We start from the raw sequence: 19,168 nt of genomic DNA on the forward strand, positions 1-19,168 counted from the left end.
CGGCCTGGACGGTCGGGACGGGGCTGGCTCACGCGGCCAGCCGGTGAGCGAATGGGGCCGGGAGGGTCATGAGGCTGCTGGGGTCTGCGGGCGTGCCGTCGTAGCACTCCAGGCAGCAGCCGAGTCTCTTCGAGAGGCAGATGTAGAAACGCCTCCCGCACTGGCCACAGGTCTGTCTCGCTGCCATCGCCTGATCGAGGGCCCACTCCTGAGCGAGCGTCGGCACGCGCTTGGGCACGGCCAGGTCGACGCGGAGCAGAAAGCCGCGGGTGGGGTGACGGCAGGACCACTGCGGACGGGTCGCGCACAACCTGCAGCGCAGGATCGCGACCGGGCCCTCGTTGCCGCCAGGGCTCAGGCCCATGTCCCGTAACTGCCGCCTGGTGACCAAGCCTTCGGGCACCGTGCTGCGGTCGTACTCGGGCAGCGCCGCGTCGCTGCGCGGCACCCGGGTCACCTCGCGGCGGCGGCGCTTCTTCCTCGGGCGCGGCATCACCTGCTCCAGGCGCCGGGCAGCCGGTAGGGGCGGTGCGGGTAGCGGGGGCCGGGACGCTGCGGGCGGGGCCGGCCGATCCGGCGGCGCGGGCGGGGAATGAGCACGAGCAGTTCCTCCAGTCGTCGGTGGACAGCGCTGCGCCCCACCGACGTCGTGCTGGTGTCGGCGGGGCGCAGCGGGTGGTGCGGCTGGGTGGTGCGTGCGGCCGGGCGGCCTGTCCGGTCCTCGCCGGACCCCGGGTCGGGGCGGCGAGGACCAGGCAGAGCGTCAGGTCAACGCTGGAGCTGGTGGATGTTGTCGGGACCGAGGTCGTCGCCCGCCGGGCTGGGGGCGGGGATGGTGGCGTGCAGGTGGAGCGCGGGGTTGAACTGGTACTGCGGCGGGTGATTGTGGACGACGGGCCGAAGCGTCAGCCCGCGCAGGGCGAACATGCTGGCCAGCGCCCACATCAGGGCGGCGAGCCCGGTGGCGGTGGCGCGGCCTCCGGCCGGGGCGGTGGACCAGATCATTGCGAGGCTGCCGAGGCCGAACAGCAGCCAGGCGATGCGGGCTCCGGCGTTGCCGAAGAACCCGCCGACCAGGCCGACCAGCCCGGTCATCTGCCAGAACACGTACAGGGCGGCCGGGGCGACGGACAGGTGCGCGGCCTGGTCGGCGAAGAACACACGGACGGGGTGGTCGACTGTGCCCCACAGTCCGCTGCCGTCACCGGCGCCGGTGGCCGGGACGTCGGACAGGCCCTTGAGCGTGGCGGAGGCGATGTCGCCGGCGGCGTCGACCATCAGCACGATGAGGCTGAGCCCGCCGAACAGTGCGGCGCCCTTGAGCCAGTTGGCGACCTCGTGCCAGCTGGCGTGCCGGGCCTGGAAGATCTCTTCCCACCGCTGGTAGAGGAAGCCGCCCTCCTCCCATGACTCCTTCCATGCGGCGCGCAGTCGGGCGAGCCGCCGGGTGCCGGGCTTGCCGTCCAGTTCGGGGGCCGGCGGCACGGGCGGCAACTCGTTGAGCAGGTCGAGGAAGGACGGGTTGTCCTGGCCGTTGACCGGCTTGTCGTTGCTGGGCATGGCGTAGCTGCTCCTTCGGCGAAGGGGTTCGGTGTGGGTGGTGCGGGCTGGCCGGAGCCGGTCAGCGGATCTCGTTGCGGGTGCGGGCGAAGAACGCGCCGCGCGTGGTGCTGTTGTTGTGGATCTCGGTGTGGTGGGTGACCGGGCCCTCGTAGACGTTCATGGTGACGGCCGCGCGGGCCTTGCTGATTACGCCGCTGATGGCGGTGGCGACCATCGCGATGCCCGCGAAGGGCAGGGTGACCATGAGGACGCCGTTCAACGTGACGGAGGCCAGGCCCTGGAGCACGAGCCAGGCACCGCAGCCGATCCCGGTGACGCCGGCGCCCACGCCGATGGAGGCCACCGCGATCCCGGCCGCCCAGGCCGGGACGATCCGGTGGTCCTCCTGCTTCACCGGCGGAGCGGTGCCGAAGGCCGGCGTCTCCGTGTCGTCGCGGAACGAGGTGGGGTGGTGGCGTACGGGCTTGCCCGCCCATTCGTCGAGCAGACGGCGGGCTTCGGCCGCGGCCTCGGACTCGGGCATGCCGGACTGGGTGGTGTTCAGGGGGTCCATCGGGGTTCTCCGATCACGCGGGAAGGGGAGCGCCCTCCCGGCCGTGGTGGCCGGGAGGGCGCGTGGGGGAGTGGCCGCGCGCAACGGCGAAGGGCGTCGCCGGCGTCGTGTCCGGCGGTGCCCTTCGGCGTTGCGCAGCAGATGAGTTGGGGCTGACGGGTGGGTAGTCACCGCACCTGCGCCCCGGGCATCCTCGAACTGACAGGCGCGGGAAGGGGATCTGGTGGAGTTCGTCTTCGATTGCGGATGGTGCGGCGGGGACAACTACTTCGTGGGCAGGCAGGTCGGCTTCTGGGTCGACAAGTGGGAGATCCCCTCGGAGTGGGACTGCCGCTTCTGCGAAGGGCTCAACTACACGCCCGACCCGCCGTGGACCGAGGCGTAGTTCAGAAGCTGGAGATCAGTCCCGCGAGCGAGGCGAGGCCGCGGTTGATGACCGGGGCCAGGCCGGTCGCGGCGAGGGTGAAGCCGAACAGCGTGCAGAGCAGCGCGGAGCCGATCCGGACGTAGCCGCCCTTGACCAGGACGAACACGATGATGCCCAGCAGCGCGGCGACGGAGATCGAAAGGGCCACGGCGGGTGATGCTCCTTCGGGATCAGGGTGGGGCCAGCCGTGCTCGGGCAGGCCGGCCCCGGGATGGATGGGTGGCGAGCGGTCAGGCGTTGTTGAGGCTCTTGATGGCCTCCAGCGCCTGGCGGGGTGAGGTGACCTGCTCGGAGCGGCTGCCGGAGCCGGAGCTGCGCTTGCCGCCGCCGCCCTTGCCGCCTCCACCACCGCCGCGGCGACGGCGGCCGCCGTCGTCACCGTCGTCCTCGTCGGGCTCGGGCCAGAACTCGCCGGGCCGCACAGGCTCGTTCCAGTCGAACCACAGGCCGCGCTTCTCCAGCTCCGCGATCTCGTGGTCGGTGAGCCGGTTGACCTCGCCGGGGAACAGGTTGGACAGGTCGGTGTCGAAGTCCGCGTACAGCGACCGCATCAGGACGGCGCGGCCGTTGTCGAGGACGATGACCGCGACGCCGCCCGTGGAGACGCCGTTCTCCGGGTCGGCCTCGCCGCGCATGGCCCGCTCGATCGCGGAGCCCTCGGTGCGGGAGTAGCGGGCCGGGATAGTCGGCACCTCGTAGGCGTTCTCCATGGTGCCCTCCGCCGCCTTGCGGGTGGCGCCGGGCGAACCCATGTTGAAGATGACCGGGCGGCTGTTCTGCCGCAGGTTGTCCTTCATCTCGGTGGAGAACCCGTTGTGCGCGAACGGGCTCTGTCCGGCCGGGTTGAAGCCGATGCCGTACTTGAGACCGGTGACCGTGAGGTCCTCGCCGTCCTTCTGGATGAACTCGCCGAAGTCCGCGTCCTGCGCCGCGGTCATGAACTCATCGCCGTAGACGTTGAGCTGCCGGTAGGGGCAGCGCGGGTCGCCGGGCTTGTAGTCGTGCGGCTGGCCGTCGTGCGGCCAGGGCATATCGGCGCGGATCTCGCACAGCGCCTTCGCCGCCCGCAGTGAGCGGGCCATCCACAGCGCGTTCGAGCCCTGCCGGTCGATGTAGCGGCCGAGCACGGTGGTCTTCTCGTCTTTGCGGACGGTGCCCAGCCACACCACCTGTCCGTCCAGGGACTGGGCGGCCATGTGGATCGCGAAGAACTGCGTCTTGCCCGACCGGGACACCCCGAGGGTAAGGCCGTGAGCCGGGGCGTTCTTGTCGTGCTGGTACACCATCGTCTTCACCGGCTGGCCGGTGATGGTGAACCCGCACACGTACATCCCCTTGGCGTCCGGGGTGAGCAGCTCGCGGGTGGCGGGAAAGATCGCGCTGAGCGGCGGGGTGTCGAACGCGCTGATCAGGAACTCACTGCCGTCGATGAGGACGAACACGCAGGAGTCGTCCTCGGGCAGGTTCAGCGCACGGCAGACCTTGGCCAGGTCGATGCGCGGGGTCTCGGTGGAGTCGGCCATCTTCGCCCGGTAGAAGGTCACCCCGCGTTCATCGTCGCGGGTCGTGTGGACCAGCTCGGAGCCGGGGGCGCCGCCCTTGGGCCCGCCGACCTTGTCCGTCCAGCGCTCCTGCGCGGTCGGCTTGGTGCGGCGGCGCTGGTTGGCGTCGGGGGTGATGCGGGCCTCCATCCAGCCGGGCCCGCCCTGGCGGCCGGGCTGAATGGCGACCTCCGCCAGGACGACGTCGCTGGAGTGCACGCCGAACGGCGCGGCGACCGCCGCCTCCGTGAGACCGGTGATCGGCCGCCCGGTCTCCGAGGCACGCAGCAGGATCGTCATGTCGTGCCGCTGACCGGCATGCCGGGTGGCCTTGACGATGTGCGTGCGGGCGGGCATCCCGGCCCGCTCCCACAGGAGCCGGGCATCGCGGGTGAGCAGGTCGGCTCCGTCGTCCGGCCGCGCCACCGATTCCTCGAGGACTTCGGCGGGCGCCGGCTGCGGGGCCGGGGCGGCCAGCGCGGGGCGGTGGCGGCGGCGGGTGTGCCGGGAGAACGGCATCACCAGGCAGCCGGCCGCCGCCCATCCGGCGGCGAGCAGCCCGTCCAGCCAGTACAAGCCGAAACCTGTGGTGTGCCCGGCGGCGACGTCGACGGCGGCGGCCAGGACCAGCGGGGACCAGCGCAGGATCTTGCGTCCGGCACCGGGCTCATCGCTCTTGGCGGCCAGGAACCAGCCGCCGATCCCGGCCGCGCCGGCCAGCTGCACGACCTGGTTGACGGGGCTGTCGGGGTAGACGTTGGGGGCCACGGCCAGCACAGGCGCGGCGAGGGTGTAGGCGAGGCGTTCGAGCGCGACACTGCGCGGCGTGGTCACCGGCGTCTCCTTCGGGAACAGCCGCGGGCGGCCTCGCGAGGTGTGCGGGGCCGCCCGCGGCGGGGTGGGGGAGTGGGGTCAGCGGTTGAAGAACCCGGGCTTGGGGGTCTTCTCGCGCCGGCCCGAGCGGATGTCGTCCAGCGCGCCGTAGAGCTTGGAGTGGGTGCGCTTGGTCTCGTGGGTGAGGTCGGCTGTCTCCTGCGCGGTCTCGTACAGCTTCTTGACCTGTACGCCGGCGCCCCCGAGGGCGACACCGACGTTGCTGGTCAGCTCCACGAACTTCGGGTCGAGTTCGGCCGCCTCGACGTCGCGGGCCGCGTCCTCGGCGCGCTTGGCGTTCTTCGCGATGCTGCGCACGAGCTCCTCCAGGCCGAGCCCGGCGTCATCGAGCGCGCGCCCGAGGGCGTCGAGCTTGGCCTGGACGGCCTTGTAGCGGTTGTCGCCGTCAGTGGCCGCGAGAGCCTTGTCATCGCCGCCCTGGGGGGAGTCGATCCAGTAGCCGGGAGGCACGAGGTCGCTCATCAGTGAGCCCTTCTCTTAGTCGTGGTGGGCGGCGGCCGACGTGTACTTCAGGCCCGCGTCTTCCTTCGCGGCCATGTCCTGGCCGTACACGCGGGCGACCATCGCGGCCGCGAGCTTGGCTGCCTCCAGGGCCAGACCGCACTCGGACGCGCACCGTTCGGCCAGCTGCTTCAGCCTGGCCGCGGAGTCGGCCAAGTCCGAGATCAGCTCGGTGACCTCGGTGCTGACGTTGTGGTCGCCGATCAAGTCGGCGGCCATGTCCCGCAGGGCATCGGCCACCTTGTCCAGGGCCTCTGCGAGAGCTTCGGCCCGCTCCTGGTCGAAGGCCGCCTGGATGGCGATGGTCGCCATCTCCATCAGGTACTGGTCGAACGTGATGTCCGTACGGTGCCGGGTGGCCAAATTGCCCCCGCCGGACGGCCTACTGACCTGCGAACTGCTCACGCTGCTCCCTTCGGTGCTGGTGGGTCGGCTAGTGGCAGCCGGTCGGCCGACGGCCTGATCGCTCTGATCGGGTGCGTCGGTCGCGTCCGGCCGACTGGTGCCAGGGCGTTTGATGACCCCCCGCCTGACGCGGGGTTGCCTGGGCGCGCGAGGCAGGCTGGCACGGCGGGCGGCATACCAGCCGAACGGGTCGGCTTCGTCGTCGACGATCACGGCGTCCGGGATGTTCTTGCTGGTGCCCGGCTGCGCCGGCGGGTGCGGGTTGCGTCGGTTCGAGCGGCCGTCGACCCACTCCACCGTCGGGGCGTCCGGCGCGCCGAACCGACTGCCCGCCGCGCGCGCACGCGCACGCTGCCCTGCTCGGTCGGTGCCCCAGGTGCCGCCGTTCCCGGTGCCGGCAGCACCAGAAGGCTGCCCGCGCCGGAACCAGCGGCGGCCCTTCGAGTCGTCCTTGGAGCCGCCATGCGGACCCTCACCGACGTCTTCCGCCTTGCCGCGTCCGTCAGCCGGATCATCCTTTCCAGCACCAGAGGCGCCAGGGGAGCCCTTGCCCTCGGCACCCTTCGGCTCGGCCCCCTTGTCGTTGGCGTCCTTGTTCTCGGCGTCTTTGTCCTTGGTCGGTTCTTCTTTCTCTGTGCCGCTCTTGTCACGCTTCGCGGCCTCGTCCTTCTCGGTGCGGCGCTTGTCCCAGCGGCGCTGCGCTTCCTCTCCCAGGGCCGCGCCCAGGGTGGTGTGGTCCTCAGCGGCCTTGGCGGCTCCCCGCTTCGCCTTTCTCGTGGCCCTGCGGTCGGCTTTCGCCTTGCGGTGTTCCTCCCGCTCCGTCTGTCGGTTGGCGCGGTCTTGGTCGCGGTCCTTGCTGCGGTCGGCGAGGCGGGCGGCTTGGTCGGCGCCGCGCCGTTGCTGGCGCGCGGTCTGGCGGGCGGCGGCACGCTCTTGCCGGCCGCGGACCCGTTCTGCTCGGGGAGTGGCGGCCGGATCCTTCGGCTTGCGGCCGTCCCCCTTCGATCCGCCCCCGGAGCCCGCGTTGTCCTTGCCGGAACCGCCTGAGTTGCCCTTGCCTGACCCGGGGCTTCCAGCACCGTTCTGGCGGCCTTTTCCGCCCCCCGGCGACTCGTTGCCCTTAGCCCCGCCCCCACGGCGGTTAGCAGCCCGATCAGGACCCTTCCCGGCGCTCTTGGGGGAGTTGCCGCCCCCGCCACCGCGCCGGGTGCCCCCGGATCCACTCGGTCCCGGGCCCCGGCCGCCGCCGGTGCCGCGGCCTGAGTCGCCGGAACTGCCGCCGCCTCCGCGAGAGCCGCCCCCACCGCCGGCCTTCGAGCGACCGCCCTTGTCGGCGCCCAGGCCGGAGCCGGACGCTTTCGTGTGGTCGGCTCCGGCTTTTCCGTGCGCCGCCGCCTTGTCACCCTTCGCTTTCATCATCGCCGCGTGGAATTTTCCGTTCTGCTCCATCATCGCGACTTCCTGCGCGGTGCGACCCTCCAGCAGCGCGGCCTTCCGCGCTATTTCCGCCTCACGGAAAGGCGCTTCACTTTCGTGATTGGCCCGCGCTCTTTCCAGTCGGAATTCGAGCCAGTCACCGAGACGGTCTGCGAGCGAACGAGGCTGCTCGTACTCACTCTCTTCATATTCGCCGTCGTCTTCACCGGATTCCGGCGCAGCGATTCCTTCCGACCGCAGCGCCGCCGACGGGTTAGGGGCAGCCGGAATCGTCGGCAGCTGCATCGCCGTCTCTTCCGGCCACTCCGGCGGCGCTGGGGGAATGTCTTCCGGTGGCGGAATGGTGTCGCCGTAATCCGGGATCGGCGGTGGCACGTACGTGGAATCACCGCTCCAGGGGCCCTGGACCAGGGTCCCGGTGCCGTCCTCATCGGACACGGTGCGCCTCCCTCCTGGGACTTGACAGAGCGTGGGGTTTTGTGTGCACGCGTGTGCACGTGCACGTGTGCACGCTTTACGCGCGCGAGGCCCCGCCGGAGCCCGGCGGGGCCTTCGTGGGTGACGTTCAGTGACGCGGGGGGTGCTTCGCCACGACCTGCTCCGCGTACTGCAGCAGGTCGTTCCAGATCCGTCCGTCGCCCTCTACGCGCTGGTCCAGCGCCGTGATGAACAGGCGGCAGATCAAAGCGAATCCGGAGTAGACGTCACCGCGACCAGCTTTGACGTCTTTTGCGATCCGGGATCGTGCCAGGCGGAGCCAGAATTCCATCAGCCCTGCCTCGCCGCGAGATTCGCGGGCTTTCGTCGCCTCTTCCTTCAGCCAGTTCTGACGCCGCTGAGCGGATCGTTCGACGCTGCTGAGGGGGCGGTTCACGCCGACTCCCCCTTACTGAGGTCGTAAATCGACGTAGGACCACCATAGCCGGAATTTGCGCTCTGCGCACCCTGCTGCGGCGGGTGGGGTGCGGCCTGGAGCGTCGGCGGATTCTTCTTCCGCTGCCTTTCGATCTCCTTTTCCTTCCTTCCCTTGAGCGTATTCACGACGGCTTCGTCGTGGGCGCGGCGCTTATAGGCGCTCTTTTCCAGTCCCTCGGTGAGGTTGTGCAGGTTCTTGAGCACGTTTCCGAGGGCTTTTTCGACGGGCATCGCACGCAGTCGGGCGTGGTACCAGCGGTCGCCCTCCACATTCGTGCCACGCAGGTGCACGCGGGTCTCGATCGCGAGGGTCTCCAGGTTCTTGCCGATGTCCAGCAGGACCCGCTGAACGTCGGCCAGGTACCGGGCGGTTGCCTCCGGGTTCTGCGCGACGTCGCGCAGAGGGGAGTGGTTCGGGTCGTTGGTGCTGTTCACGGCGGGGTTCCCTCCTGGTGTACTGGTGGGGCTGTCGACTGCTTCCGGCAGTCGCGGCGAGGGCCAGCCCGATTAGCGCGGGCTGGCCCTCACTGGTGTGTGCCGGACGGCGGATCACTTCAGGTACTTGTCGGCGTCCTCGGGACGCAGCAGGCCGGCCTGGGAGAGCAGCCGTACCGCGCGGGCCTGATTGACGGAGAGCTTGGTGCGGGCCTGGTAGAGGGTGACGAAGCCGTCCGCGTCACGCGGCAGGTTCTGTACGAGCGGCAGGAGTTCAGCGTCCGTCCGTACAGGCGTACCGGTACGGTCCGCTCCGGCCGTTGTGGTGGTTCCGGTTGCAGGAGAGGACGCTGTGGCCGTACCTGTACGGGCAGCTGGTACGCCGTCGTCGGGCTGTGTACGGACGCTGACCGTGCCGGTGCGTCCCTGTACGGCCGCGCTGGCCGTACCGGTACGCCCGGCCACCGCCGTACCTGTACGCGCCGCCCCCTCCAGGGTGGTGTGTACGCCGTCTGTACGGTGGCTGTACGCCCTGTTCAGCACCGCTTTGGTTCCGTCATCGTGCGGCGTGTGGGCCACGGTGTGTACAGGGTCCGTACCGTCCCGTCCGGGGCCCGCAGCGTCCGGCCGTACAGAGCCGTGAGCGGCGTACGGGTCGCGACTGGCTGCCCCTGTACGGCTGGACGGCACGGTGTCCGTACCGTCTGTACGCCGGTGTGTACCTGTACGGGCGGGCGTTCCGTTTCCGCTGTCCGTACCGGTACGGCCGCCCGCAGCGGCCGTACCGCCGTGGCTGTCCGTACCGTCGTTGTGCATGAGGGTGTGGACGCGCCAGATGACGGCCACGAAGATCAGCACGACGAACGTCGTCAGCTGCCACGGGGCCGACTGGCCCTCCTTGACGATGTGGGCCTGCTCGGACAGGTGGTAGGTCACGTTCGCCGACGCCATCAGCAGCAGCGCGTAGGGGATGTCCTTCTTGGCGCGGAACGCGGTGACGCAGTAGACATCGATGCTGACCGGCAGCAGCGGGGCGACGTACTGGTTGATGCCGACCATGCGGGCCAGCTCGTACTCGCCGGAGGCGGCGAGCCCGACGCCGGCGGCGAGCGCGATCCACGGGGCGGTCTTCCACGCCTTGCGGCTGAGGTTCTGCTGCCAGCCGCGCCAGCGGGAGTTGGCCCGCTTGGCCTCGCGGGCCTCATCGAGCAGCCGGCGGGCGCGGGCCTCATCGGCCTGCGCCCGGTCGGTGATGCCCTTCGCCTTGCGCTCCGCCTCGGTGGTGATGCGGCTCGCTTCCTTCTGGGCGGCCTCGCGCAGCTGCGCCGCGACGGTCTTGGCTTCCTCCCGCAGCCGCTCGCGCTGCTTGTCGCAAGCGGCCTTGAGCCCGGCGAGTTCGTCGGCGAGGGCCTTGCGCTTGGCGGCGGCCTCCGTGTCGAACTGGTCGGTGAGCTCGCGCAGCTTCTCGCGAAGCTCGGTGCGGGTCTGCTCCGCCTCGGTGTGCGCGGCAGCGACGTGAGCATCGGCCTCGCGGCGCCGTTCGGCGGCGGCCTCGACCGCGTCCGCGTACAGCGCCTCCGCCTCCGCCCGGCGGCCGTCGTACTGCTCAGCCGCCTTCGCTGCGAGCTGGGCGAACCGCTCGCGGGCCTGGTCGACCTCCCGCTGCGCCGCGGCGACCAGTTCGTCGGCCTGCTCCTGGGCGCGGGTCAGGATCTGGCCGGCCTCGATGCGGCGCTGGTCGACCAGGGCGCCGATCTCGGCGAGGTCGGCCTCCGCCAGACGGCGCAGCTCGGCAACCGCCTTGCCGGTCGCTTCGCGGTCGGTGGCGGCCAGTTCGGTCAGGTCGGCGACCTGCGCGCGGGCCTCCGTCACCAGCCTCTCGGCATGGTCGCGGGCTTCCGCCAGGAGCCGGTCGGCCTCGCCGCGCGCCGCCTCCAGGTCGCTCGATGCCACCGCGCGCTGGGCGGTGGCCGCCTGGTCGGCGTCGGCGGTGATGCCCGCGGCGCGGGTCTGCGCCGCGGTCATCAGCACGGTGACCTGCTCGTGGGTGTCGGCGACGGTGCGCGCGGCCGCCCTCTCGGCTTCCGCCTGGAGGGCGGCGGCCTGCTCGCGCGCGGTGTCGATGACGTCGGCGGCCCGGTCCCGGGCGTCCGCGACGCGGGCCAGCGCCTCGAAGTCGACGGCCTCCGTCTCCGTCTTCGTGGTCCCGGCCGGGGCCGGGGAGGCGTCGGGGGTGGGAGAGGCGGTGGGCTGCGAAGCTGGACGGGTCGCCGCCGGCTTCTTGCGGGCGGGGCTCCTCTTGCGGGCGGTTCGTGTGGCGGCCACGCCGCCTCCTTCCAGATCGGGTGCCGCCCGGGTGGGCGGCGGTTCACGGGTGGTTCGGTCAGTCGCGCTGGGCGAGCAGCTCCGGCCGCTAGTTGGCGGTCGCATGCTGCTGGGTGAGCCAGGCAAGGGCGGCCGCGGTCATGTCGTCGGCCGCGCCAGCGGTGTTGGTGTGGCCGGCCTGCCCGGTCCAGAACAGCTCCGGGTCGCGGTACAGGACGAACTGGCCCCGTTGGAACTTGATCGCGGGGGTGGTGCTCTGGGCGCTGTAGCGCACGGCAACTCCTTGGCGGCTCACGTGGGCCGGACTGTCCGGCTCCCCGTCACCGCCCGACCGGCCGCCACGGTGGTGGGCGGTCGGTGCGGGCGGATCAGGCAGCCGTCAGGCCGTGGCCATGAGAGGCCGGCGCGGGGCGATATCCCGGCCGTCGGGGAGCAGCTCGCCGGTGTCCTCGAAGAGCAGGAGGCCGTTGCACAGCAGGCTCCAGCCCTGCTCCGGGTGGCTGGCCACGACGTGCGCGGCCTCGCGGTCCGAGCTGGTGGCCGACGGGCACTTCGGGGTGTGCTTGCACAGCGAGTCCGGCAGCCGGGTGGAGCCGGTGGCGGTCGTCGCGGTGTTGAGCTGGGTGCTGCGCTGCATGAGCTCTCCTGGCGGGTGAAGCGGGGCCCGGGACTTTCCCGGGCCGGAGGCGTGCGAAAGGCCAGCCGCCCGTCGTGCGGGCGGCCTGGTCGAACAGCGCGGTGTAGCGCGAAGTTGGATTCAGGTCCCGCGCTGCGGGTCAGCCTCGCGTCTTCTTCTGCTGAGCGAGGTAGGCGTCCTGGAGCCGTTCGAGCGACTCGGACAGGCGCTGGCCGGTGCCGCATCGCGCGTCCGGCGAGCACCCGGTGCAGGTGTCGCCGTGCGCGCGGTTGGCGGCCGCGGCCTTCATGTAGCGGTCGTACAGGGATTCAGCCATGGGTGCCGCGGCCGAAGTCGTGCTGCTCGTTGGTCCGGCGGACCGGGCCCTCCAGCCGCTTCTGGTCGGCGTCCGTCATGCCGTCGCCGCCTTACTGGCCTGGAGCCGGCTACGGGCGGCGCGGCGCTTCATCGAGCGCCGTTCGTCCTCGGACAGTCCGCCCCAGACGCCCTCGCTCTCCCCGGACTCCAGCGCCCACTGCAGGCACTGCTCCATGACCGGGCAGCGTCGGCAGACCGCCTTGGCCTCCTCGATCTGCAGCAGCGCCGGACCGGTGTTGCCGATCGGGAAGAACAACTCGGGGTCTTCCTCCCGGCAAACGGCGCGGTGCCGCCAGTCGACGCCGGCCTCGGAGGCGGCCATGTGGGCAGCGGAGAGGCTGACGAGGTCCTGAATGTCCTGCATGGGGTCCTCCGTTGAGATCGCAGATGCGGGCAGCCCCAGGAACGCGGAGTCCCTGGGGCTGCGGGGGGATGGGGGCGGCTGGGCGCGGTGATCTCCGGCTCCGCCTGGGGCGGTGGTGCTGCAGTGGCAGAAGCTGACCTTCCGACCGTCCGCCCCGTAAGACAGCTGGTGTTACTCAGCCCGGAGGCGGCACCTGATCTGCTTGCCGAACGGCGACGGCTCGACCGTCCAGTGATCGGTCAGCAGGTCGAGCAGGTGCAGACCGCGTCCGGACATCGCCTCGGCGCTGTCTAAGGCGACGTCGCGGCGGTCCGGCTGACCCGGCACGGCGTCGTGAACGATCACCTCGACGCCGGACGGGACGGCGTACACCTCGGCGATCAGCAGGACGGGCTCGTTCTCCGAACTGGCCCGCAGCACGTTGCCCATCAGCTCGGACACCACGAGTTCGGCGGAATCAGCGAGGCCCGGGTCAGCGCCGTACGTCGTCGCCACCGCGCGGGTCAGCACGCGAACAGCGCTGAAGGCCTCCGGGGAGGCCGTCATCTCAGCGCAGAAGCCGCGCCGCTGCTCGGTCAACATCAGACCCGGCACCGGGTCGGGAACCACGAGTCGTTCGTCCACGGCCGCGGCGTGCAGAGTGCCGGTACCGAAGACCGTGACCGTCACCGGGTCCCACCCCTCTGGTCGTGCTCCCTGGCCCGGCGCAGCGCCTCGTCTTCCTGGCTCGGGTGCTCGTCCCCCTGCGCACCAAGCGGCGCGCGGGATGTCATCATGTTCCTCAGCAAGGTCGTGTTCCTCTCACGCGATGAACTCAGCGACCGACAACGGCCCCGGGGCGCAATCCCGGGGCCGTCATCGTTTTGCGGGCGATCCTGCTGCCCTCCGCCATCGCCGCTCGTCACACGGGCGGCGATCACGGGTAACGCAGGATCGGGTTCAGGTCTGCGGGACCTGCGCCCTGCGCTGGGTGTCCGTACGGGTCACAGCCCGCTGCACCTGGCGCCACTGCGCAGCACGCTGGCGGGCCTCAAGTCGCTCCGCCTGCTGCTCCTTCTGCTGCCTCTGCTCCAGTTCAAAGCGGGAGGAGGCCTGCGTCTCACCAAGCCAAACCTCCAGTTCGCGACCCGTCTCGCACCGGCCGCCGCTCTGGCACTTCGCGCAGGCATCGCGGTGAAGCGCAACGGCGGTGCGGGCCCGTTCCAGTACGGCGGGCATTCGCAGCGTCGGTTCCTTGGGAGCCGTCGCCAGACGGCTGACGGCCGGCGGGGTCGCGGTCCGCGGCTTCCGGTTGACCCGGTTCGAGCGGCGCCCGGTCACAGTGGCGTCCGCTTCCGCAACCTTGCGGCCCCATTCAGCGAGGTCCACGTCGATCTCGACTCGGCGGGCGCTGCCCGGGCAGCGACGTCCGTTCTTGCCGCGCTCGGTGCGCTCCAGATGGTGGGGCCAGATGACGTTGCGGCGCAGCGGGTGCCACTCGTTGCAGTCCGGGCAGACGATGGAGCGGCGCTCGCCTTCGCGTAACTGGACGTTGAACACGGGGATCGTGCTGATTTTCAGGGCAGGGCGGGACGTATCGGGCTTCACGCAGACTCCCACGGGCAACGGCTTCGGAATGAGGGGAAGCGGGTGCAGTCTCCGCAGCTCAGGGCGCATATCCAGTCCTGAGCACGTGGACACCGCATCGCGTGCGTTGGGGTGGTGCTCCCGCTCGGTGAGGGATCTCGTGGTTCGTCACCTCGGACACGAGCGAGCTATTCAGATGTGAGCCCGGCGGTCCGGGCAGCTCAACGCCACATCGCATCGACAGAGCGTTATGGCTATCGCTATTTGACCCCGCCCTCTTGTGCGATGTCAATAGCGATAGCTATAACTCGGTGCACATGCTTGATGTCGCACGAGGGCCGGTTGATATGGCTAGCTCTAGACTTGGCCACGTCAACTCAGGGGAAAGGTGACCTCGATGCCCGTCTCGTACCGCGATATCGCCGCTGAACTGCGGCAACAGATCATCGAGGGGCGGTACCAGCCGGGCGAGAAACTGCCGATGTTGACGGAGCTTCAAGAGCAGTACGGCGCTGGCTACCAGACTGTGCGTAGCGCGATCGCGCTGTTGGAGCAGGAAGGCCTGGTCGTCGCGATCCGCCGACGCGGGACGATCGTGCGGGAGCGCCCCGAGAGACGAAGGATTACCAGGTCGCGGCAGGTCTACCGCGACCAGCTGGGCTACTACTTCGATCCCACGGCCCAGAGCTGGGCTGCTGTCCAGACCCCAACCGTTCGTTGGGGAACGGTTCCTGTCGACCTGGCCCCGGTCCTGGGGGTGGACGTGGGCGCCGAAGTCCTTATCCGCAACCGCGTCATGGGCGACCCGGAGACGAAGAGGGCCAAGCAGTTGGCCACTAGCTACCTCCCGGCAGACATCGCCCGGGGAACCCAACTGGCCGAGCGCGACACAGGTCCTGGTGGCATCTACGACCGGCTGGAGGAAATGGGCCACGGCCCTTTGCAGTGGGCAGAGTCGGTGAGCGCGCGCATGCCCTCTCCGGAAGAGGTCCAGCTGCTCGGCCTGCCCGCGGATGTGGGTGTTCCCCTGCTTCGCGTTGTAAGAGTGACCACCTCCCCCCGGGGGCGGGTAGTCGAAGTCAACGACACCGCCATGTCCGCTGAAGAGTTCGAGATCGGCTACTCCATCAGCCGCAGCCCCAGCGCCGAACTGAGCGAGGACGACCGTGAGCCGATCTGACAGCCGTATGGCGTTCCGCATGAGCTTCTCCGACCAGCGAGTTGGGTGGCGGGATCAACGAACACCAGCTTCCGGGTCTATGCCGTTGAGTGAGATGCCCCTGTGTGGAAGCGGTGTCGACTCACCGTCGCAATACGCGCCAGGTCGCCTGGTCAGGAACCGTTCGGGAGGTGTGTAGTGATCGCCGTGGAACAGTGGACAGGTGAGGAAGCGCTCCTCCTACGGTCGGTGATGCGCCTGTCCGTCCGCGCGTTCGCTCAGCGACTTGGGATCAGCCCTCGCACGGTCTCGCACTGGACAGAGAACCCGTCTGGCGTTTGCCGGCCGAGCATGGCTCAGATCCTGGACACGGCTCTCTCCCAGTGCACCCCGGAGGAGAAGGAAGCGTTCCGTGTCCGGCTTGCGGCACTGCGAGGGGACCATATTGGCGCAGCGACGGACGCGCGGCCGGCGCCTTGCACGGTGATTTCACACAAGTTCCTGCCCGTGTACTTAGGGGAGCCACTCAGTTCACTGTACGCAGCAGGAACCCCCCGCCCGACAGGACCCGGGGGGCTTGACCAGCGCGTTTTGCCAGCTGCTCACCCGTCTGCGCGAACGTCGACGGTCCACGTCTACGCCTGCGGAATCGCCCTCGTGCACTTGGAGGAACACCAACCCGTTGCTTCCCTCACCGAGTTGGCCGTTTGGCGCTACCGGTCTTACTTGACGGACCGATCTTGGGTGGGGCAACGCTTGGCTCACTTGCTGGAACAGCACCGGGCCAACGGACAGCCCAACTTGCCGTCGTCGGACCCGCAGTACGTGCTGTCCGTCTACGAGCTACGTGAACACTCCTGGACGGGGGCCGGGCTCGACACGGCGTTGCAGTTGCTGACCACGCCCTCCGTGCTCGTCAATCGCCAGGACCCAGAGAACATCACGCCCCTAGGCGCAGGCGTTGAGGACGCCAAATTCCGCGACGGCTGGGCGCACCCAGAAGCTGTAGCGTTCGACGGCGGCGCGTCGCGCGGAGTGTCTGGCTGGTCTGGGGTGGCCTACCACCCGCAGCCGGACGAGCGTGCTCTGACAACGAGCCAGATCGTTGCCCTAGAGCTGGACGTTCAAGCGCTGTGGGCCTTGTCCTCGCACATCCTGCACATGATCGAGGAAGGCAAGGACCCGGTAATGCCTGCGGAGTACGGGTGGCGCTTCCTGCGCGGCGCGTACGTCCGGCTTACTACGGCCCGGCCGACCGAGACGGCCCAGCACCGGGTGATGCGGGAGGCGATCCTCGCCACTAGCGAACTTCCTGATCGGCTGCGTGCCGCCCAGGATGCCCTTCGGGACAGCATTCAATGACGGTCATGGGAAGGCGGACTGGGTGGAACCTCGTTCGACGGCGCTGCTGGTCATCGACGTGCAGCAGGGCTTCGTCAACCGGCACAGTAGTGGCGTTCTCCCTGCGATCGTGCGGCTCGCTGAGGGTTGGCGGGCTGCTGGCGCTCCCGTGGTGTTGACGCGGTTCCACAACGAACTTGGCTCGCCGTACGAGACGATCACTGGCTGGACGAGGCTGCGCACGGCCGAGGAGCAGGCGCTCGTCGCTGAGCTCGCTCCCTTCATCAATGACGCCGCCGCAGTCATCGAAAAGGCCCAGTCCTCCGTCTTCACATCCGAGGGTGCCGAGATCATCCGGAATTCAGGGTGGACCGATCTCGTGCTGTGCGGCATCGACACGGATGCATGCGTGTACGACTCCGCGGTGGCTGCTTACCAGAGCGGCTATCGACCGTGGATCGTGATCGACGCCTGCGCCTCCAGCGGCGGAGCTCAGTACCACGACGCCGCGCTGCTACTCGCGGCGCGGAACATTGGAACCTCCCAGCTCATCACTAGCGAAATCGTCCTATCTCGAATCAGTGGAGCCCAGGGGGCACAGACGTGAACGCATCGCCGTACGACGCGGACATACTTGTGGTCGGCGCCGGGCCGGCCGGGGTGGCAGCCGCGCTCATGGCGGCCAGCCTGAACCTGCGGGCCCTTGTGGTGGAATCCGGCCCAGTGGGCGGCAAGCTGCACAGGGTTAGCGCCTTGGAGAACGTATCGGGCAACTGGTCGACCGGCCCTCAGCTGGCTGAGGCCCTGGCCGCAGATCTTCAGCGCCTACAGAAGGCCGGCCGATGCAGGGTCGTGCAGGGGCACGCGGTGAAAGCCAGCGGGCATGACGACCGAGCCGAACTCGCCCTTGCCGACGGACGCGTCCTCACTTCAGCGTGCATCGTGGTAGCCACTGGTGTGACCGAGTTGGCTCCGTCCGACCTGCAGTGGATAAGCGCTCCCGCCGACTTCTCGACTTCCCCCCTCTGGCGAGTCTCTCCGCAGGAGCTCACGGGTCGTACGTACGTCCTCGGTGCAGATCGTCCACTCGGGACCTGGCTGCGAGCGCACCCGGATTCGACGCCGACGCTGCATGTGCTGTGCCCACCGGCCGACGGATACAAGGCAGCCGAGGTCGAGAACGACGGTCGTGTACGACTGGTCCCTGTGTCGCACGCAGCGATCTCCCGGCCCCCGTACGGCGATGGCTGGACGATCGAGGTCAAGGGCCACGACGGGATCAAGACCGTCTACGCCGCTACGGCGGTGCTCAACAACCTCGGGAGCAAGCCAGCTGGTTTGGCCGGGCTGGTCTGTGGTGAGGACGGATACTGCCCGCCCAATCCGCAGCACCGGCGAATCCGAGTCGCGGGGGACCTGCGGTCTGCGCGCTTCCAGCGCATTGCAACCGCCCAGGGGTCAGGGGCCGAGGCCGTACTCGGTTACTACTACGAGATGGCGCTACGGACGACGAACGGAGCCGCCAGGTGATCCGCTCTGTCTCGGTGCGCTTCCGGTCCGTGGCCGTTGTGGTCGGCCGGCCTGAGAGCGTCCAGGGCGGCCAGGAGCGTGGCCGAGTCGCGGCTCCAGCGCTTGGGGGCGATCAGCTTCAGCCGCGGTGCCTCTGGCGGCGCCAAGACCTGGCTCTTGCAGTCGACGACGGGGACGAGGCCGAGATTGTGGGTGAAGAGCAGAACGGGCTTTTGCGCGACCAGCGAGCGGAGTTCGAGGCGAGCAACGGGTCCGAGGACGTGGACACGGCTGCCGAGCCGCTTGGGCCTTCCGATGACGACGAGTCCGTCGAGCTGGTCGACGAGCGTGTCCCAGGCGTAAGGCCGTCCCTCGAAGCTGGAACCGTAGTGAAGGAGCTCAACGCCGTCGGGCAGGTCCTCGGTGATGCGCTTGAGCCAGCGCTGCCAGTTAGCGTCGTTAACGGTCTTGGGTGCGGCGCTGACATAGACGCGGACCGGATCGCCGCTGCGACGCTGTGCGGCGAGGCGGTACATGGCCGCGACGTAGCGGCGCTGCTGCTCAGGGCGGGCGAAGGTCTCCACATCGAGGGGATCGTCATGCCTGGGCTTCTGCTTCGCGTGCATACCCTCATCATGCCCGGGCGGTGCCTGGGATGCGGAACGGGGCAGCTGACCGAAGGCTCTGGCGCTCCGTCAAGAGGCTCTCGATCACTGGCGACACGAGGGGTTCCGGGGTGTCGCTGGGGGATCTCAGAGGGGTACCGTGTCCCCTGAATAAGATCCATATGAACATGGTTAAGCCCCGCGAGGTGGAGCTCCGGGGCACGGCCGCAGACCTGTCTAGGGAAGGTCTCGACATGAAGCAGGGTACCCGTACCCTCCAACAGGCACACATCAAGGCACTCGCCGTGGCAGCGATGACTCGTACGTCGCTCCGGCTGGGTGCCTTCGATGTCTTCCCGCGCCGATCCGGCTGCGGGTGCACCTCTGCCCCGGAAGGGGGCGAGATGTCGTAGTCGTTTGCGGCGGCGCCCGTTGAACGGGTCTTCGAGCCGTCGGGACGCCTCGGCCACCTCGGTGATTAGCAGTCACCTCGGCTGATGGCGTCCCATCTGCCACCGGGTGGGCTTAGCAGGCCCTCCCGAAGGAGTCGACCAGGCAGTTAGCAGCTGTCCGGTCGGGTCGAACTCGGTTCTCCCCAGAACCAGCGCCAAAGGCGCCTTTTTCATGCCTCCAG

Annotated in this window: 23 protein-coding genes; 5 read left to right on the forward strand and 18 right to left on the reverse strand. The window is 69.5% G+C overall.

The genetic code is table 11. The annotated features are described in order from the left end of the window. Positions 1-28: 28 nt before the first annotated feature. The 4 genes from ACZ7DE_RS37715 to ACZ7DE_RS37730 all read right to left on the reverse strand — a co-directional run bounded on the left by ACZ7DE_RS37715 (position 29) and on the right by ACZ7DE_RS37730 (position 2,116). Positions 29-493, reverse strand: a complete 465-nt coding sequence (locus ACZ7DE_RS37715; RefSeq protein WP_470768912.1) for an RRQRL motif-containing zinc-binding protein — start codon at positions 491-493, stop codon at positions 29-31. Beyond that, positions 493-642, reverse strand: coding sequence for a hypothetical protein (locus ACZ7DE_RS37720; RefSeq protein WP_470768913.1), 150 nt, complete (start codon positions 640-642; stop codon positions 493-495). The genes ACZ7DE_RS37715 and ACZ7DE_RS37720 overlap by 1 nt, the downstream gene beginning before the upstream one ends. A gap of 126 nt (positions 643-768) precedes the next feature. Next, entirely contained in the window at positions 769-1,560 is a 792-nt protein-coding gene (locus tag ACZ7DE_RS37725; RefSeq protein ID WP_470768914.1) for a hypothetical protein, read from the reverse strand. Between the two features lie 61 nt (positions 1,561-1,621). Then, positions 1,622-2,116: a hypothetical protein gene (locus tag ACZ7DE_RS37730; RefSeq protein WP_470768915.1), complete on the reverse strand. Its 495-nt coding sequence runs from the start codon at positions 2,114-2,116 to the stop codon at positions 1,622-1,624. 223 nt (positions 2,117-2,339) lie between these two features. On the opposite strand from ACZ7DE_RS37730, the gene ACZ7DE_RS37735 reads away from it, so the two are divergent. Beyond that, on the forward strand, positions 2,340-2,501 hold the full coding sequence (locus tag ACZ7DE_RS37735) for a hypothetical protein (protein WP_389684848.1): 162 nt from the start codon (positions 2,340-2,342) through the stop codon (positions 2,499-2,501). Position 2,502: 1 nt separating this feature from the next. Here ACZ7DE_RS37735 and ACZ7DE_RS37740 read toward each other — a convergent pair whose 3' ends face one another. The 13 genes from ACZ7DE_RS37740 to ACZ7DE_RS37800 all read right to left on the reverse strand — a co-directional run bounded on the left by ACZ7DE_RS37740 (position 2,503) and on the right by ACZ7DE_RS37800 (position 13,941). Beyond that, a complete protein-coding gene (locus tag ACZ7DE_RS37740; RefSeq protein ID WP_470768916.1) occupies positions 2,503-2,691 on the reverse strand; it encodes a hypothetical protein in 189 nt (62 codons plus the stop codon). A gap of 82 nt (positions 2,692-2,773) precedes the next feature. After that, the gene (locus ACZ7DE_RS37745) at positions 2,774-4,918 is read right to left on the reverse strand and encodes a chromosome segregation protein ParM (protein ID WP_470768917.1); all 2,145 of its coding nucleotides are present in this window, start codon (positions 4,916-4,918) and stop codon (positions 2,774-2,776) included. A 78-nt stretch (positions 4,919-4,996) separates the two neighbouring features. Beyond that, on the reverse strand, positions 4,997-5,440 hold the full coding sequence (locus ACZ7DE_RS37750) for a conjugal transfer protein TraB (RefSeq protein ID WP_470768918.1): 444 nt from the start codon (positions 5,438-5,440) through the stop codon (positions 4,997-4,999). A gap of 15 nt (positions 5,441-5,455) precedes the next feature. Further along, positions 5,456-7,759: an ATP/GTP-binding protein gene (locus ACZ7DE_RS37755; protein ID WP_470768919.1), complete on the reverse strand. Its 2,304-nt coding sequence runs from the start codon at positions 7,757-7,759 to the stop codon at positions 5,456-5,458. Between the two features lie 127 nt (positions 7,760-7,886). Then, a complete protein-coding gene (locus tag ACZ7DE_RS37760) occupies positions 7,887-8,195 on the reverse strand; it encodes a hypothetical protein (protein ID WP_470768920.1) in 309 nt (102 codons plus the stop codon). Beyond that, a complete protein-coding gene (locus ACZ7DE_RS37765; protein ID WP_470768921.1) occupies positions 8,192-8,671 on the reverse strand; it encodes a hypothetical protein in 480 nt (159 codons plus the stop codon). The genes ACZ7DE_RS37760 and ACZ7DE_RS37765 overlap by 4 nt, the downstream gene beginning before the upstream one ends. Positions 8,672-8,785: 114 nt before the next feature. Continuing rightward, the gene (locus ACZ7DE_RS37770; protein ID WP_470768922.1) at positions 8,786-10,996 is read right to left on the reverse strand and encodes a hypothetical protein; all 2,211 of its coding nucleotides are present in this window, start codon (positions 10,994-10,996) and stop codon (positions 8,786-8,788) included. 88 nt (positions 10,997-11,084) lie between these two features. Next, positions 11,085-11,270 (reverse strand): hypothetical protein, encoded by a 186-nt coding sequence (locus tag ACZ7DE_RS37775; protein WP_470768923.1) that lies wholly within the window; start codon positions 11,268-11,270, stop codon positions 11,085-11,087. Between the two features lie 105 nt (positions 11,271-11,375). Then, a complete protein-coding gene (locus tag ACZ7DE_RS37780; RefSeq protein WP_470768963.1) occupies positions 11,376-11,567 on the reverse strand; it encodes a DUF5999 family protein in 192 nt (63 codons plus the stop codon). 205 nt (positions 11,568-11,772) lie between these two features. Then, positions 11,773-11,949, reverse strand: coding sequence for a hypothetical protein (locus tag ACZ7DE_RS37785; RefSeq protein WP_470768924.1), 177 nt, complete (start codon positions 11,947-11,949; stop codon positions 11,773-11,775). 75 nt (positions 11,950-12,024) lie between these two features. Next, positions 12,025-12,312 carry a WhiB family transcriptional regulator gene (locus ACZ7DE_RS37790; RefSeq protein WP_470768964.1) on the reverse strand — a complete coding sequence of 96 codons (288 nt, stop codon included), beginning with the start codon at positions 12,310-12,312 and terminating at the stop codon, positions 12,025-12,027. 213 nt (positions 12,313-12,525) lie between these two features. Next, positions 12,526-13,023 (reverse strand): ATP-binding protein, encoded by a 498-nt coding sequence (locus tag ACZ7DE_RS37795; protein WP_470768925.1) that lies wholly within the window; start codon positions 13,021-13,023, stop codon positions 12,526-12,528. A 270-nt stretch (positions 13,024-13,293) separates the two neighbouring features. After that, positions 13,294-13,941 carry a hypothetical protein gene (locus ACZ7DE_RS37800; RefSeq protein WP_470768926.1) on the reverse strand — a complete coding sequence of 216 codons (648 nt, stop codon included), beginning with the start codon at positions 13,939-13,941 and terminating at the stop codon, positions 13,294-13,296. 376 nt (positions 13,942-14,317) lie between these two features. On the opposite strand from ACZ7DE_RS37800, the gene ACZ7DE_RS37805 reads away from it, so the two are divergent. The 4 genes from ACZ7DE_RS37805 (at position 14,318) to ACZ7DE_RS37820 (ending at position 17,950) form a co-directional block, all read left to right on the forward strand. Then, positions 14,318-15,100, forward strand: a complete 783-nt coding sequence (locus ACZ7DE_RS37805; RefSeq protein ID WP_470768927.1) for a GntR family transcriptional regulator — start codon at positions 14,318-14,320, stop codon at positions 15,098-15,100. 744 nt (positions 15,101-15,844) lie between these two features. Continuing rightward, the gene (locus ACZ7DE_RS37810) at positions 15,845-16,441 is read left to right on the forward strand and encodes a hypothetical protein (protein ID WP_470768928.1); all 597 of its coding nucleotides are present in this window, start codon (positions 15,845-15,847) and stop codon (positions 16,439-16,441) included. Then, the gene (locus ACZ7DE_RS37815; RefSeq protein ID WP_470768929.1) at positions 16,416-17,027 is read left to right on the forward strand and encodes a cysteine hydrolase family protein; all 612 of its coding nucleotides are present in this window, start codon (positions 16,416-16,418) and stop codon (positions 17,025-17,027) included. Before ACZ7DE_RS37810 ends, ACZ7DE_RS37815 begins: the two co-directional genes overlap by 26 nt. Next, positions 17,024-17,950 carry an FAD-dependent oxidoreductase gene (locus ACZ7DE_RS37820; protein ID WP_470768930.1) on the forward strand — a complete coding sequence of 309 codons (927 nt, stop codon included), beginning with the start codon at positions 17,024-17,026 and terminating at the stop codon, positions 17,948-17,950. Before ACZ7DE_RS37815 ends, ACZ7DE_RS37820 begins: the two co-directional genes overlap by 4 nt. Here ACZ7DE_RS37820 and ACZ7DE_RS37825 read toward each other — a convergent pair. Beyond that, positions 17,908-18,555, reverse strand: a complete 648-nt coding sequence (locus tag ACZ7DE_RS37825; protein WP_470768931.1) for a hypothetical protein — start codon at positions 18,553-18,555, stop codon at positions 17,908-17,910. The genes ACZ7DE_RS37820 and ACZ7DE_RS37825 overlap by 43 nt on opposite strands. Positions 18,556-19,168 lie beyond the last annotated feature (613 nt).

Source organism: Streptomyces sp. NPDC037083 (assembly GCF_055606485.1).

Bases quoted from the DNA above. Each gene is read 5' to 3' on its own strand.
- ACZ7DE_RS37715 (WP_470768912.1), bottom strand. From the start codon at position 493: ATGCCGCGCCCGAGGAAGAAGCGCCGCCGCCGCGAGGTGACCCGGGTG.
- ACZ7DE_RS37750 (WP_470768918.1), bottom strand. From the start codon at position 5,440: ATGAGCGACCTCGTGCCTCCCGGCTACTGGATCGACTCCCCCCAGGGC.
- ACZ7DE_RS37825 (WP_470768931.1), bottom strand. From the start codon at position 18,555: ATGCACGCGAAGCAGAAGCCCAGGCATGACGATCCCCTCGATGTGGAG.
- ACZ7DE_RS37790 (WP_470768964.1), bottom strand. From the start codon at position 12,312: ATGGCCGCCTCCGAGGCCGGCGTCGACTGGCGGCACCGCGCCGTTTGC.
- ACZ7DE_RS37730 (WP_470768915.1), bottom strand. From the start codon at position 2,116: ATGGACCCCCTGAACACCACCCAGTCCGGCATGCCCGAGTCCGAGGCC.
- ACZ7DE_RS37785 (WP_470768924.1), bottom strand. From the start codon at position 11,949: ATGGCTGAATCCCTGTACGACCGCTACATGAAGGCCGCGGCCGCCAAC.
- ACZ7DE_RS37815 (WP_470768929.1), top strand. From the start codon at position 16,416: ATGCCCTTCGGGACAGCATTCAATGACGGTCATGGGAAGGCGGACTGG.
- ACZ7DE_RS37805 (WP_470768927.1), top strand. From the start codon at position 14,318: ATGCCCGTCTCGTACCGCGATATCGCCGCTGAACTGCGGCAACAGATC.
- ACZ7DE_RS37725 (WP_470768914.1), bottom strand. From the start codon at position 1,560: ATGCCCAGCAACGACAAGCCGGTCAACGGCCAGGACAACCCGTCCTTC.